The organism is Alistipes communis, from assembly GCF_006542665.1.
GTDB lineage: Bacteria > Bacteroidota > Bacteroidia > Bacteroidales > Rikenellaceae > Alistipes > Alistipes communis.
Window position 1 is genome coordinate 1,057,400 of the sequence record NZ_AP019735.1, and the last position, 14,409, is coordinate 1,071,808.

Sequence of the window (14,409 nt, forward strand, 5' to 3'; positions counted from 1 at the left end):
AAGCGCCGCTAACGCTACGAAGACCGCAACGGACGGTATATCACCGATTCCGACATAATGCCCGACGACTGCGAACGACCATGCGAATCCGGCCCTGCGGGGTCGGATTCATCGTTCCGGACGGCGGTCGCGGCGCACCGTCCGAAACCGTTTTTCCCGCCGCCGGCGTTTTTCGACGGAAAGATTTGGCGGGAATCGGAATTTTTGTTTACCTTTGCCCTCCCCAAAGGGAGTGTAACAACCTCTTGCATAGGGTGCAGGGTGCGAAGGCGGAGGATTCCGAGGCTGCGGCGGAGAATCCGGATGCGGGATTACCGGACAATGGGCCGGTATGGTAGCCCCGGCACAGCGGCAATGTTGAGCGCTGAAATCATTAAACGAAAGTTGCAGCTATGAACAAGGATGCAATCATCAAGCTCGTAAACGAGCAGTTGTGGACGAAGGGCGAGGCCGACGTGCCCCAGTTCAAGGCAGGCGATACGATCACCGTATCGTACAAGATCGTCGAGGGTAACAAGGAGCGCGTGCAGAGTTTCCGCGGCGTGGTTATCCAGATCAAGGGTTCGGGCAAGACCAAGATGTTCACGATCCGCAAGATTTCCAACGGTGTGGGCGTCGAGCGTATCTTCCCCCTCTATTCGCCCCACATCGAGCACATCGAGGTCAACAAGGTGGGTGTCGTGCGTCGCGCACGTATCTACTACCTGCGCAAGCTGACCGGCAAGAAGGCTCGTATCAAGGAGAAGCGCATGACCAAATAGCGGTCGTCGCACGAAAGAAAAGCCGCCACGGTTGTGGCGGCTTTTCTTTTTGCTTCCGTCCGGGCTGCGGCGGCAACGATTTTATATACCGGCGGCGCGGGATTTGCCGTTTTTTGGCTACATTTGCATCGACCAAAAAGTCTTGTCACTATGGAAATCAAAGGGAGATTCGACCATTTCAACATCAACGTCACCGACCTCGACCGCAGCCTGGCCTTTTACCGCGAGGCACTGGGGCTGCACGAGATCAAACGCAAGGAGGCCGCCGACGGCAGCTTCGTGCTGGCCTATCTGGGCGACGACCGGACGGGATTCCGCCTCGAACTGACGTGGCTGCGCGACCATGCCGGCCGCGCCTACGAGTTGGGCGAAAACGAAAGCCATCTCTGCCTGCGCGTGGAGGGCGACTACGACGCCGTGCGCGAGTACCACCGTTCGCGCGGGTGGGTATGCTACGAAAACCACGACATGGGGCTCTACTTCATCAACGATCCCGACGACTACTGGATCGAGGTACTGCCCGTCAAATAACCGCCGCGCCATGCCTACGCAGAAGAACGATGCGCTGCGGCACGAGATCGACGCCGCAGCGGAGGTACTCCGCAAGGGAGGGCTGATTCTCTACCCGACCGACACGGTATGGGGCATCGGCTGCGACGCCACGAACGAGGAGGCCGTGGCGCGCATCTACGCGCTCAAACGCAGCCAGAACAAGAAATCGATGCTCGTCCTGTGCGCGTCGGCCGATATGACCGTGCGCTACGTCGACCGTGCCCCCGGCATCGCCTTCGAGGTGCAGGAGATGGCCACCTCGCCGCTGACGCTGATCCTGCCGGGCGCCGCGGGCGTGGCCGCGAATCTTATCCCCGAAGAGGGAACGCTCGGCGTGCGTATTCCCGACCATGAATTCTGCCAGGGGCTGTTGCGCCGTTTCGGCCGGCCGATCGTCTCGACCTCGGCCAACATCACGGGCGAGCCGACGCCCAAACGGTTGCCGGAGATCGCCCGCGAGATCGTCGACGGAGTGGACTACGTGGTCAACCCCCGTTTCGAAGGGCGGCCGACCGGAAAGCCCAGTTCGATCATCGCCTTCACCGAAGACGGAGGTGTGAAAGTCATCCGCCAATAGCCATGCCGCGCACGATCCGCACCGAAATACAGAAACGCTTCTCCGACATCGACTCTTTCCGCCACGTGAACAACGTGTCGCAGCAGATGTACTTCGACGTGGGCAAGAGCGACTTTTTCGACCGGCTGCTCGGCCCCGAAATCCTCTTCGCGCCCGTACGGATCATCACCGCCGCGACCGACACCTCCTACATGGGGCAGATCCGGCCCGAAGACCGCATCGCGGTGACGACCTGCGTCGAACGCATCGGCACGAAGAGCCTGACGCTCCTGCAACGCATCGTGGCCGACGACGGCACGGTGCGCAGCCAGAGCCGTTCGGTCATGGTCGCCTTCGATTTCGAGGCGCAGCAGAGCGTGCCGGTCCCCGACGCATGGCGCAGGGCGCTCGAAGCGGAGTGAGCGAACACCGAACATCCGGACCTACGGCTGTTTCAACATTTCGGCACGCTGCTTCCGGCGTGCCAGTACGGTTCCGAGCACCATCAACAATACGCCGCCGAAGATCGCGCCGCCGGCCAGCAGGTGAATCTGATCGACCGTCTCCTGATGCCGCGCCAGGGCGAGCGTCGTAGCCACCAACGGCTGGATGTAGCGATAGAGCGCCGTGTGTACCGACGTAAGGCGCTCCGTGCCGCGATAGAGCAGGTACATCGGCAGTACCGTTCCGAAGATCAGCAGGATACCCGTTTCGGCCAGTGCGCCGGGCGGAAGCGTGTAGAGCCGGTTCAGATCGATATAATCCTTGAAAAAGGGGAAGGTGATCGCCACGCCGATGAGATAATACCACCCCATGACCCACAGCGTTCCGAAACGCTGGAGTTGCGGCTTGATAATCACCGTATTGGCGGCGATCGACAACACGGCGATCAGCACCAGCGCATTGCCCCACCCTTCGCTCCCCTCGACCAGATGGAATCCCCGTTCGAAGAGCAGGATGCCCGCGCCGCAGAGCGCCGCCGCGACACCCAGCGTCCGCACCCATGAAAAAGGCTCGCGGTGCATCCCGACGGCGATCAGCAGCGTGAAGACCGGCCCCAGCGTGGCCAGAATCGATGCGTCGACGGGATTGGTGTAGGTCGCGCCCCACAGCATCGTGTACATCCAGCCGTAGATAATCAGCACCGTCACGATCAGGATGTTTTTCAGATCGGCCCAGCGCATACGGGGCGTGCGGGGCGACAGCAGCGCGAAAGGGATGAAAAAGAGCGCGGCCGCACCGACCTGCAACAGGAAGAGTTGCCGGAAATCGAACCAGTTCCGCACGAGCGAGACGTAGATCGAAAAGTTCGCACCGAACAGCAGGTTCGAAAAGATCAGATTGAGATTATCGCGCAATTTCCCCATCGCCCGTGGAGCGGGCAATTATCAAACCAAAACCGGCGACGCGGCGAAAAGCGGCTCTCCTCCCGGCGCGAAAAGAGCGGAGCACGGACGAGGCCTGCCGGTGGTCCGCAGGACAGTCTATCCGTCCTGCGCCTTCGTCAGCCCCCGTTCGGCGGCCAGCCTCTCCATCAGGGCGTAGGCCTCGTCGTAGTCGTTGCGGATTTCGCCGTCGAGAATGGCGTTCTTGATCCGCTCCTTGATCTCGCCGACGGCGCGGCAGGGCGGCAGGCCGTAGGTCTGCATGATGATCTCGCCCGTGACGGGCGGCTGAAAGTTGCGGATGCGGTCGCGCTCTTCCAGATCGGCCATCTTCTCGCGCACCAGCCGGAAATTGGCCATGTAGCGCTTCACCTTCGCGTCGATGCCCGACGTGATGTCGGCCTCGCACAACGTCATCAGCTTCTCGATGTCGTCGCCCGCCTCGAAGAGCAGCCGCCGCACGGCCGAATCGGTCACCTGATCCTCCGACAGGATGATCGGCCGCAAGTGGAGGAAGACCATCTTCTGCACGAACTTCATGTGTTCGTTCATCGGCAGCTTCATACGGCGGAAAATCTGCGGCACCATCTTCGACCCCAGCGTCTCGTGCGAATGGAACGTCCACCCCGTCTGCGGATCGTAGGCCTTGGTAAGCGGCTTGGCGATGTCGTGCAGCACGGCCGCCCAGCGCAGCCAGAGGTCGTCGCTCTTCGCAGCCACGTTGTCGAGCACTTTGAGCGTATGGTAGAAATTATCCTTGTGGGCATGTCTGCCGACCCGCTCGACCCCTTTGAGGGCCTGCATTTCGGGGAAGATCAGCGCCAGCAGCCCCGACCGTTCGAGCAGGTCGAAGCCGCGAGAGGGCACCGCCGACGCGACGATCTTGTTCAACTCGACGGTGATGCGCTCGCGCGAGACGATGCGGATGCGCTCGCGGTTGCGCCGGATCGCGGCGAAGGTTTCGGGCAGGATGTCGAAACCGAGCTGCGCGGCGAAGCGCACGGCCCGCATCATGCGCAGCGGATCGTCCGAAAAGGTGACGTCGGCGTCGCACGGCGTGCGGATGATCCGCTCGCGCAGATCGCGCAACCCCTCGAACGAATCGACCAGCTCGCCGAAGGTGTCGCCGTTGAGCGACCACGCCAGCGCGTTGATCGTGAAATCGCGGCGGAGCTGGTCGTCTTCGAGCGTCCCCTCCTCCACGGCGGGCTTGCGCGAATCGGCCGAATAGGACTCCTTGCGTGCGCCGACGAACTCGACTTCCATACCTCCGGTGCGCAGCATCGCCGTGCCGAAGGTTTTGAAGACCGACAGACGCGTATGCAGTTCGGCGGCCAGCGCTTCGGCCACGGCGATCCCGCTCCCCACGACCACCACGTCGATGTCCGTCGAAGGACGCCCCAGATAATAGTCGCGCACGTAACCGCCCACCACGTAGGCGCGCACGCCCATCGCATCCGCAAGGCGCGAGATGCGGCGGAAAATCGGATCGGAAAGCGGATTGCGGCTGTCGTCGTTCATCGATGCAGGCAGCGTTTATAGAGTCCGACCGTGTTTTCCAGCCCCAGATAAAGGGCGTCGCAGACGAGCGCATGGCCGATCGACACCTCGTCGGTCCACGGAATGCACTCGACGAAATAGCGCAGATTCTCCAAATCGAGGTCATGGCCGGCATTGAGCCCCAACCCGCAGCGGCGCGCCTCCTCGGCGGCGGCGGCGTAGGGCGCGATCGCCCGCGCGGGATCGGCGGCGTATCCGCGCGCATAGGCTTCGGTGTAGAGCTCCACGCGGTCGGCGCCGCACGCGGCGGCGCCCCGCACCATCTCGGCCACGGGGTCGACGAAGATCGAAACGCGGATTCCGAGACGCTTGAACCGTTCGCAGACCGTTTGCAGGAACCCGAGGTGCGCGACCGTATTCCAGCCGGCATTCGACGTGACCGCATCCGCGGCATCGGGGACGAGCGTCACCTGCGTGGGACGCACCTCCTCCACCAGCGCGACAAAGCTGTCGATCGGATTGCCTTCGATGTTGAACTCGGTGGCGAGCACCCGTTTGAGCGCCCGCACGTCGTCGTAGCGGATGTGGCGGGCGTCGGGACGCGGATGCACCGTAATGCCGTCGGCACCGAAGCGTTCGATGTCGAGCGCCGCACGCACCACGTCGGGCCGGTTGCCGCCGCGCGAATTGCGCACTACGGCAATCTTATTGATGTTCACACTCAACTTTGTCATAATTTCGCTATATTTGCCTCAATAAATTCCAGCTCGGACAGGCGCGCCCCGACGGAACGGCCCCGCCCGGTTCCGTATCCGGCGCGTGCCGTCTCGGCGTGGTAAAGTTACTAATTTTTCGGGACCCAGAGATGAAATTATTGCTTTTTTCCCGCAGGGGCGTCGTCCACGCGGCCGACGAACTGCGACGCACGTTCGCCGCGATCGCCCGTTACGGATTCGACTTCGTTGTAAACAAAGAGTTTGCCGAAACGATCCGTTCGCTGGGCGTAGCGCAGATTCCCGCCGAAAAGGAGTACGGCTGCAACGCCTGTCCCCCCGTCGGCGACGGGGCGGTCATGGTCTGCTACGGCGGCGACGGTACGCTGCTCGACGGCGTCCGCCTGCTGGGCGGAGCGCCCGTGCCGGTGGTGGGGATCAACGCCGGCCACATGGGATTCCTCACCGGCGGCCGCAAGGAGGCGATCGAGGAGCTTTTCGCCGAGATCGCGCGCGGTACGCTGCGCATCGAACAGCGGACGATGCTCCGCGTCGAGGGAGCCGTCGAAGGAATGCCGCAGGGGGCGCTGGCGGTCAATGAAGCGGCCGTGCAACGCAGCGGCGCGGGGATGATCTCGGTGGAGTGCCGCGTCGACGACCAGCAGGTGGCCACCTACTACGGCGACGGCGTGATCGTCTCCACGCCGACGGGGTCGACGGCCTACTCGCTCAGCGCCGGAGGGCCGGTCGTGGCGCCGGGATGCCGCTGTCTGGTGATCTCGCCGCTGGCCCCGCACAACCTCACGATGCGTCCCGTCGTCGTCCCCGACACGAGCGACGTCGCACTCCGTGTGCGCACGCGCCGTTCGGCCGTGACGCTCTCGCTCGACAACACCGCCTACGACGTGGCCGACGACACCGAAATCCGCGTCTCGCTCTCCGAAAAACGGATCTTTCTGGGGCAGGCGCACAATATATCGTTTTACGACACGTTAAGAGACAAGATGATGTGGGGAGTCGACATTCGGGACTGACACCGCTCAAAGCAAAATTTATTACAGCTCGATGTACCGGCAATATCCGACACGTTTTCCGTTCCCGACCGCCGTTGTCCGCGGACTCCGGACCATTTACAGATCCCGCTCTCCCCGAATCCCCCGCGGGAGGGGACTTCGAGTCTCTTTATCGAACGGAACCGCGACTCGTAACCGCCGGCATGTTCATGTAATCATGCAAAATAAAAAACAGGATTGCTTTATTTCGGATTAAATTCCCTATATTTGTGGCTTATATGAGCGAATCGAAACTCACACCCCGACACGTCGCGATCATCATGGACGGGAACGGCCGCTGGGCGCAGCTGCGCGGCAAGGAGCGTTATTACGGTCACATGCAGGGCGTTGAACCCGTGCGTGCCGCCGTGCGCGCCGCCATCCGCCGCGGGGTGCGTTACCTGACGCTCTACGCCTTTTCGACCGAAAACTGGGGACGGCCGGCCGAAGAGATCGACGCGCTGATGGAACTTTTCTGCCGGAGTGTCGCCAGCGAAACGCCCGAACTCTGCAAACAGGGGGTGCGCATCGCCATGATCGGCGACCGCAGCCGTTTTCCGGCCAAGGTGCAGGAATATCTCGCGCAAGCCGAGCGGGAGACCGCCGGCGGCGAGCGGCTGACGCTCATACTGGCGCTCAACTACTCGTCGCGCAGCGAACTGGTACGCGCCGTGCGCCTGCTCGCCGGCCGGGTCGCGGCAGGGGAATTGCCGGCCGAAGCGATCGACGAACAGACCGTCGGCAGCGCGCTCTACACGGCCCCCTATCCCGATCCCGATCTGGTGATCCGTACCAGCGGGGAGATGCGGCTCAGCAACTTCCTGCTGTGGCAGTCCTCCTATGCCGAACTTTATTTCCCCGACGTGTTGTGGCCCGATTTCACGGAGGCCGACTTCGACCGTGCGATGGAGGTCTTCGCACGACGCGACCGCCGTTTCGGATTAGTCCAAGAGAATTAGGAACAAAAGAGTTACAAGAAAATAGATGAATCGTTTACGGAAGATATGCCTGGCAATCGCAGCGCCGCTGTTCTGCGTGAGCGGCATATTCGCACAAGAGAAGAACCCGGCGGATACCACTGCCGTCACGACGCCGGCCGCACCGCAAGACGCCGCGTCCGACGACACGGAGGAGACGCTGCCGCCCTTCGACGAGAAGGCTCCGATCATGAAGGGGAAGCCCAAACGCTACTTCATCCGCAAAATCAACCTGCGCGGTATCGAATACCTCAACAAGACCGTCGTACAAGCCTCTACGGGACTCGTGCCGGGCGATTCGATCTATCTGCCGAGCGAGAACATCGCGGACGTGATCGCCAAGCTGTGGAACCAACGTCTGTTCGCCGACGTCAAGGTCGGCGCCACGATCGACGGCGACAGCGTGGACATGGAGATCTCCGTGCGCGAACGGCCGCGCGTCTACCGCTGGCTCTTCGAAGGCGAGGGGGTCGGCAAAGGCCGCCAGAAGGACATCATCGAGAAGCTGCAACTCAAAACGGGCGGAGAGCTGTCGGACTACGTGATCGACAAGAATACGAAGCTCATCAAGAAATATTTCGCCGAGAAGGCTTTCCGCAATGCGGAGGTGAGCGTGCGCATCGAGAACGATCCCGTCATCCAGAACGCCGTGAACGTCACCTTCGTGATCGACCGCAAACGCAAGGTCAAGATCGGCAAGATCAATTTCCACGGCAACGAACAGTTCAAGGACAAGCGCCTGCGCCGCACCTTCAAGAAGACGCACCAGAAGAGCATCAACTTCTTCAAGTCGTCGAAACTCAAGGAGGACGACTACGAAACGGACAAGGAGAACCTCATCGACTTCTACAACTCGAAAGGCTACCGCAACTTCACGATCCTGAGCGACTCGATCTACCCGATCAACGACCGCCGACTGGGTATCGACCTCTCGGTGTCGGAGGGCAACAAGTACTACATCCGCAACATCACATGGGTCGGCAACTCGGTCTACCCGACCAGCGACCTGCAACGCATGTTCGGCGTCAAATCGGGCGACACCTACGACAAGAAGACGATCAACAAGCGGCTGGGCTACGGCAAGGAGGACAACCCCGAAGACATGTCGATCAAGTCGCTCTACCAGAATAACGGCTACCTGATGTCGCAGATCGAACCGGCCGAAATCATCATCGGCGCCGACTCGATCGACATGGAGATGAAAATCTTCGAGGGCAAGCAGTTCTCGATCAACAACGTGGGCATTTCGGGCAACATGCGCGTCAACGACGAGGTGATCCGCCGCGAACTCTACACCCTGCCGGGCGAGTTGTACAACCGCGCGCTGTTGATGCAGACGATCCGCCAGCTGGCCGGCATGGGACACTTCGACCAGGAGAAGATCATGCCCGACATCAAGCCCGTATCCAACGAGCTGGTGGACATCAACTGGCCGCTCGAAGAGCAGGCCAGCGACCAGTTCAACATCGCCGGCGGCTGGGGTTCGGGCACCTTCGTCGGCTCGGTCGGCATCACGCTCAACAACCTCTCGGTCCGCAACTTCTTCAAGAAAGGGGCGTGGCGTCCCTACCCGATGGGGCAGAACCAGAAGTTCTCGATCTCGGCGCAGACCAACGGAACCTATTACAAGGCGCTGGCCATGAGTTTCACCGACCCGTGGCTGGGCGGGCGCAAGCCCAACTCGTTCACGCTGTCGGTACACCTCTCGGAACAGAACAACGCCTACTATTTCTGGCAGACCTCCACGCAGCACTTCCGCACGACGGGCGTCGCCGCCGGTCTGGGCAAGCGCCTGCGGTGGCCCGACCCCAACTTCTCGTTCTACGCCGAGGCCTCCTACGAACGCTACGCGCTGAAAAACTGGGACTACTTCGTGATGAAGAACGGCGCGGCCAACACGCTGGCTTTGAAGTTCGTGCTCTCGCGCAGCACGGTCAGCCAGCCGATCTACCCGCGCAGCGGTTCGGAGTTCACCGTCTCGGTTCAACTCACCCCGCCCTACTCGCTGTGGGACGGCAAGGATTACGCCGACGCCAATCTGCCGGACGAGGAGCGCTACCACTGGATCGAATACCACAAATGGCAGTTGAAGAGCAAGTGGTTCTTCCCGCTCACCAACAACCAGAACCTCGTGCTGATGGCCGCCGCCGAAATGGGCTATCTGGGTCACTACAACAAGAACAAAGTGTCGCCTTTCGAGCGGTTCGAAGTCGGCGGCGACGGCATGTCGGGATACAACATGTACGGTATCGACATCATCGCCGTGCGCGGTTACGAGGAGGGTGCGCTCGACCCGTCGAACAACTATTCGGTGGCCTACAACAAATACACGATGGAGCTTCGTTACCCCGTGATCCTGAAACCTTCGTCGCAGATCTACGTGTTGGGCTTCCTCGAAGGAGCGAATGCCTTCGACTCGTGGAAACAGTTCTCGCCCTTCAAGATCAAGCGCGCGGCGGGTTTCGGCGTCCGCCTCTACCTGCCGGTGGTGGGTATGCTGGGTATCGACTGGGGCTACGGCTTCGATGCTCCGGCCAACCAGACCGGCAAGAGCGGCAGCCAGATCCACTTCATGATGGGACAACAATTCTGAGTGGTGTTGGCAATAAATTTGGAAGAAATTTGTTATATTTGTATAACAATGCTTAAAACGGGAAAAGAATGAAACGTCTGTTTTTAACCGTCGTACTGGCCGCAGCCGGATGGTGCGCCTACGCACAGAACTACATGATCGTCGACAGCGAGAAGATCTTCAAATCGATCGATGCCTACAATACCGCCATCAAGGATCTCGACAAGATGGCCGAAGATTATCAGAAACAGGTGGACGACAAATTCGCCGAGATCGAAACGCTCTACAACAACTATCAGCAGCAGAAAGCCTCGCTGTCGGCCACCACGCGGCAGGTACTCGAAGATACGATCCTGAGCAAGGAGAAGGACGCCACGGCATTGCAGGAGTCGCTCTTCGGCAAGGACGGCACGCTGATGAAGAAACGTCTGGAACTGATCCAGCCGATCCAGAAAAAGGTCTTCGACGCCATCAACGCCTACGCCCAGAGCCACGGTTACGATCTGGTGCTCGATTCGGCATCGAACCCCACGCTGCTGTACAACGCCCCGAAACTCGACCAGACGGAAGGGGTCATCAAAAGTCTGAAATAACATCAAAAATCAATCACATCTAAACTCTCATGAAAAAAATTCTTAAAATCGTTCTGACGGTCGCCTTCGTTGCGGGTTCGACCTCGGTCTTTGCGCAGAAACTCGGCCGGATCAACATGCAGGAGCTGGTTTTCGCAATGCCGGAGACCGCCGAAATGCAGAAAAACCTCGAAGCCTACCAGAAAGAGTTGCAGGACCAGCTCGAAACCATCGGCGTGGAATTCAACAATAAGCTCAACGAATACACCAAGCAGGTCAGCGACAAGAATTCGACCATGTCGGATTCGGTCCGTCAGCTCAAAGAGAAGGAACTGAACGACCTGAAAACCCGTTATGACGAATTCGTGCAGGTTTCGCAGCAGGACATGCAGAAAAAGCAGGGCGAGTTGCTCGAACCGATCATCGTCAAGGCGCAGGATGCCGTGAAAGAGGTATCGAAAGCAGGCGGCTACACCGTCGTATACGACACTTCGGTCAATGCCGTAGCCTATTTCGACGAGGCCGTGGTGACGGATATTCTGCCCGCCGTGAAGACGAAACTGGGCATCAAGGATACGCCCGCCGCAGCTCCCGCAGCTCCGGCCGCCAAATAGGCGTTCCGACAAAACGAATTACGGGGCGGCTCCTTCTCGGAGCCGCCCCGTTCGCGTTTCATGCAGAGACGGAGAAACCGCGGCGGCTACGCTTCGGCGGCAGGCATCTCCGAAGCTCCGGCAACGGACGCTGCGGTCTGTCCGTCCGGCTCTGCCCCGACGAATCGCAGCAGCGCTTCGGCCGCAGCTTCCGGCTCCTCCAAAAATCCCATGTGTCCCGAATCGGCGAGCCACACCACCTGTGCCTGCGGATGGGCGGCAGCCAACTGCTCGGCGACCGCGGCGGGAATGTATTCATCCTTGCGGCCGAAGACGAAGAGCTGCCGCACGGGCGAACGGCGCAGCATCTCGTTGCGGTCGGGGCGAGCGATCATCCCGTTGAGAAGCGCCACGATCCCGTCGTCCTCCGTAAGATATACCTGTTCGGTCAAATCCGCGATGGCATCGGCCATCCGCTGCCGGTTGTCGGCGGCGAATCCGGCACCGGGCGCAACGCGGGCCAGTTGTTCCTTCTTGCCGGCCCGCACGAGCGCGATTTCGCGGCGGCGATTCTCGCGCTTCTCCTCCGTGTCGGCGTTCGGCGTCGAAGAGAAGAGCACCAGACCGTCGAGCATCTCGGGATGACGTTCGCAAAAGGCCAGCGCCACGTAGCCGCCCATCGAATGTCCCACGAGCGTACAGCGCGCGATACCGAGCGCCTGCAACGCATCGCGGACGACGTCGGCCAGATACTCCATCGAGTGGCACTCGCCCCGCACCTCCGAAATGCCGTGCCCCGGCAGGTCGAGCGTCACGACCCGCACCCGTTTGTACAGCAACGGGACGAAATCGTCCCACACGAACATCGATTCCAGATAGCCATGCAGCAATACGACGCATCGTTCGCCCTGCTGCGAATCGCAAACGTGCAGGGCCGTCCGCCCTGCCATGATAAACTTTTCGATCATAGATAATCAGATAACGGCACCACCCCGCCGACCGTCACACCTTCGCACCGCGGCCGGCAGCGCACCTCGCCTGATCCGCGGACGATCACTCCTCCCCGTCGTCGTAATAATCGAGTACGGACTCCTGTTTGGCCTTATAGCCGAATGCGGCGTCCTCCTCTTCCTCGTCGAACTGCGTATAGAGCGAATGGCGCTCCTTGCCGCTTTTACGGTTGGGAGCGAGTTTCGTCGCCCGCTTGAAAACCTCTTCCGCGTCGGCCGAACCGTTACGGCGGAAGTTCCTGTCAGCTTTCATTGCCGGTGTAAATCGAATAAATGGTTAAACGTAAATTCGTTTTCGCTTTCGCAAAGTAAGATATTTTTTTCAAATAGCGTGCAGTTCCCGCGAGAAATTTGCCGGATCGGCGATTTATTCGTAATTTTGAAGGGTAAACAGGGTTATGAAAATCTACGACTACATCCTCTGTTCCGGCTCCGGAAACCGGTTCCTGCTGTTCGACACGTTGCGGTCGGATCTTTCCGGCCTGAATATTGCCGCCTTCGCCGCAGAAGAGCTGCACCGGTTCGGCGTCGACGGCCTGCTGCTGCTCACACGCGACGGGCGGGGACGTTTCGGAATGCGGATGTTCAACACCGACGGTTCGGAGGCGGAGATGTGCGGCAACGGCATCCGCTGCGTGGCGCGGCTGGCGCGGGAGCGTTATCCGGAAGCGACGGGCGAACGATTCGCCGTCACCTCCGGCGGCCGGGAATACCGCATCACGTGCGAGGAGCCGATCTTCGGCGCGCTGCCCACCTTCGGGGCGGAGATTCCGCTGTCGCTGCACGGCGACGACTTCCCGCCGTCGCTCCCGGCCGAAGGATTCGTCGGACAGCCCGTTCCCGAATTGGACGAAGGGCTGGCCTTCACCTTCTTGCAGCCGGGCAATCCCCACATCGTCGCCCTCGTCGCACCGGACAGCGCATGGCTTTTCGGCAGCGACGGGCGGCTCGATACCCGACGGCTCGCGGAGCTGGGCGAACGGGCCAACCGGATGCGCGGGGTATTCCCCCGGGGAATCAACGTCAGCCTCTTCTGCCGACTGGACGAGGGACGCATCTTCGCGGCGACCTACGAGCGCGGCGTTGGCATCACCTCCTCCTGCGGCACGGCGATGACCTCGTGCGCCACGGCCGCCGCATTGCTCGGACTCGCCGGCTTCGACACGACCGTCGAGGTCTGGAACCGCGGCGGCCGCGTGCGCTGCCTGCCGCGCCGCACGCAGCAGGGAATCGTCACCCGCCTGACGGGCGACGCCTCTTTCGAAACGGCGGGACGGCTCCGGCTCGACGGGAAAGAGTGCATCGCCACGGGCGACGCTTCGCCCCTCGACCCGCCCTGCGACCGGCTGCGGCTGACCGAAGAGACCCTGCGCGAACTACACGAAAAATACGGTTTAACAATAGCTGACGACCATGATTAAAGAGATTGCGAATCATCGTTCGATCCGAAAATACAAATCCTCCCCGATCGACGAGGAGGTACTCTCAGACATCCTGCATTCGGCCGCGCGCGCTTCGACCTGCGGCAACATGCAACTGTACAGTCTCGTCGTGACGCTCGACGCCCGCGTGAGGGCCGAACTGGCACCGTGCCACTTCAATCAGGCCATGGTCACCGAGGCCCCCTGCGTGGTGACGGTCTGCGCCGACGTCCACCGCTTCTCGAAGTGGTGCGAGCAGCGCGACGCCGAACCCGCCTACGACAACTTCGAATGGTTTCTCAACGCCGCCACCGATGCCCTGCTCGCCGCCGAGAATCTGGCGCTTGCCGCCGAAGCGCACGGGCTGGGCGTCTGCTTTCTCGGCACCACGCTCTACACGGCCCGCGACATCTGCCGCATCCTGCACCTGCCCAAGGGGGTGATCCCCCTGACGACGGTCGTCATCGGCCATCCGGCCGAGCAGCCGCCCCTGACCGACCGCCTTCCGCTCGACGCCGTAGTGCACTACGACCGCTACAAGGACTACACCGACGCCGAGATCGACGAACTGTGGGCCGAAAAGGAGGCTTCGCCCGAGACCTCCGCGCTGCTGGCGGAAAACGGACTGCCCAATCTGGCGCAGATCTTCACGCGCAACCGCTATCGCCGCGAGGACAACATAGCGATCTCCCGTGCCTATTTCGAACTGCTGCGGGAGCAGGGATTCTTCAACCAGTAACCTCCG

General features: G+C 61.1%; 16 protein-coding genes. 11 read left to right on the plus strand and 5 right to left on the minus strand.

What is annotated here, in order from left to right; all coding sequences use genetic code 11:
- Positions 1–392 precede the first annotated feature (392 nt).
- From rplS to FMF02_RS04240, 4 genes are all read left to right on the plus strand, one after another.
- Positions 393–761 carry a 50S ribosomal protein L19 gene (gene rplS, locus FMF02_RS04225; RefSeq protein WP_019131606.1) on the plus strand — a complete coding sequence of 123 codons (369 nt, stop codon included), beginning with the start codon at positions 393–395 and terminating at the stop codon, positions 759–761.
- 150 nt (positions 762–911) lie between these two features.
- Positions 912–1,292, plus strand: coding sequence for a VOC family protein (locus FMF02_RS04230; RefSeq protein ID WP_019131607.1), 381 nt, complete (start codon positions 912–914; stop codon positions 1,290–1,292).
- Between the two features lie 10 nt (positions 1,293–1,302).
- Positions 1,303–1,890 (plus strand): L-threonylcarbamoyladenylate synthase, encoded by a 588-nt coding sequence (locus tag FMF02_RS04235; RefSeq protein ID WP_141412314.1) that lies wholly within the window; start codon positions 1,303–1,305, stop codon positions 1,888–1,890.
- A 2-nt stretch (positions 1,891–1,892) separates the two neighbouring features.
- Complete coding sequence (locus tag FMF02_RS04240) at positions 1,893–2,291, plus strand: acyl-CoA thioesterase (RefSeq protein WP_019131609.1); 399 nt, start codon at positions 1,893–1,895, stop codon at positions 2,289–2,291.
- Between the two features lie 21 nt (positions 2,292–2,312).
- Here the strand turns inward: FMF02_RS04240 and FMF02_RS04245 are convergent, their stop codons facing one another.
- The 3 genes from FMF02_RS04245 to FMF02_RS04255 all read right to left on the minus strand — a co-directional run bounded on the left by FMF02_RS04245 (position 2,313) and on the right by FMF02_RS04255 (position 5,488).
- Positions 2,313–3,236: a DMT family transporter gene (locus tag FMF02_RS04245; RefSeq protein WP_141412315.1), complete on the minus strand. Its 924-nt coding sequence runs from the start codon at positions 3,234–3,236 to the stop codon at positions 2,313–2,315.
- 117 nt (positions 3,237–3,353) lie between these two features.
- A complete protein-coding gene (locus tag FMF02_RS04250) occupies positions 3,354–4,775 on the minus strand; it encodes a CCA tRNA nucleotidyltransferase (protein ID WP_141412316.1) in 1,422 nt (473 codons plus the stop codon).
- Positions 4,772–5,488 (minus strand): pyridoxine 5'-phosphate synthase, encoded by a 717-nt coding sequence (locus FMF02_RS04255; protein ID WP_141412317.1) that lies wholly within the window; start codon positions 5,486–5,488, stop codon positions 4,772–4,774. Before FMF02_RS04255 ends, FMF02_RS04250 begins: the two co-directional genes overlap by 4 nt.
- A gap of 131 nt (positions 5,489–5,619) precedes the next feature.
- Between FMF02_RS04255 and FMF02_RS04260 the strand changes: the two genes are divergently transcribed.
- The 5 genes from FMF02_RS04260 to FMF02_RS04280 all read left to right on the plus strand — a co-directional run bounded on the left by FMF02_RS04260 (position 5,620) and on the right by FMF02_RS04280 (position 11,254).
- Entirely contained in the window at positions 5,620–6,501 is an 882-nt protein-coding gene (locus FMF02_RS04260; RefSeq protein ID WP_019131613.1) for an NAD(+)/NADH kinase, read from the plus strand.
- A 257-nt stretch (positions 6,502–6,758) separates the two neighbouring features.
- On the plus strand, positions 6,759–7,478 hold the full coding sequence (gene uppS, locus FMF02_RS04265; RefSeq protein WP_141412318.1) for a polyprenyl diphosphate synthase: 720 nt from the start codon (positions 6,759–6,761) through the stop codon (positions 7,476–7,478).
- Positions 7,479–7,503: 25 nt separating this feature from the next.
- Positions 7,504–10,089 carry an outer membrane protein assembly factor BamA gene (gene bamA / locus FMF02_RS04270; protein WP_141412319.1) on the plus strand — a complete coding sequence of 862 codons (2,586 nt, stop codon included), beginning with the start codon at positions 7,504–7,506 and terminating at the stop codon, positions 10,087–10,089.
- 68 nt (positions 10,090–10,157) lie between these two features.
- A complete protein-coding gene (locus tag FMF02_RS04275; RefSeq protein ID WP_141412320.1) occupies positions 10,158–10,661 on the plus strand; it encodes an OmpH/Skp family outer membrane protein in 504 nt (167 codons plus the stop codon).
- 29 nt (positions 10,662–10,690) lie between these two features.
- The gene (locus FMF02_RS04280; protein ID WP_019131617.1) at positions 10,691–11,254 is read left to right on the plus strand and encodes an OmpH/Skp family outer membrane protein; all 564 of its coding nucleotides are present in this window, start codon (positions 10,691–10,693) and stop codon (positions 11,252–11,254) included.
- An 86-nt stretch (positions 11,255–11,340) separates the two neighbouring features.
- On the opposite strand, the gene FMF02_RS04285 is transcribed toward FMF02_RS04280, so the two are convergent.
- Both FMF02_RS04285 and FMF02_RS04290 read right to left on the minus strand, forming a co-directional pair.
- Positions 11,341–12,201, minus strand: a complete 861-nt coding sequence (locus tag FMF02_RS04285) for an alpha/beta fold hydrolase (RefSeq protein WP_141412321.1) — start codon at positions 12,199–12,201, stop codon at positions 11,341–11,343.
- 85 nt (positions 12,202–12,286) lie between these two features.
- Entirely contained in the window at positions 12,287–12,496 is a 210-nt protein-coding gene (locus FMF02_RS04290) for a hypothetical protein (RefSeq protein WP_019131619.1), read from the minus strand.
- A gap of 145 nt (positions 12,497–12,641) precedes the next feature.
- Between FMF02_RS04290 and dapF the strand changes: the two genes are divergently transcribed.
- Complete coding sequence (dapF, locus tag FMF02_RS04295; RefSeq protein WP_141412322.1) at positions 12,642–13,664, plus strand: diaminopimelate epimerase; 1,023 nt, start codon at positions 12,642–12,644, stop codon at positions 13,662–13,664.
- Positions 13,657–14,403 carry a nitroreductase family protein gene (locus FMF02_RS04300; protein ID WP_141412323.1) on the plus strand — a complete coding sequence of 249 codons (747 nt, stop codon included), beginning with the start codon at positions 13,657–13,659 and terminating at the stop codon, positions 14,401–14,403. The genes dapF and FMF02_RS04300 overlap by 8 nt, the downstream gene beginning before the upstream one ends.
- The last annotated feature ends 6 nt before the right edge of the window (positions 14,404–14,409 follow it).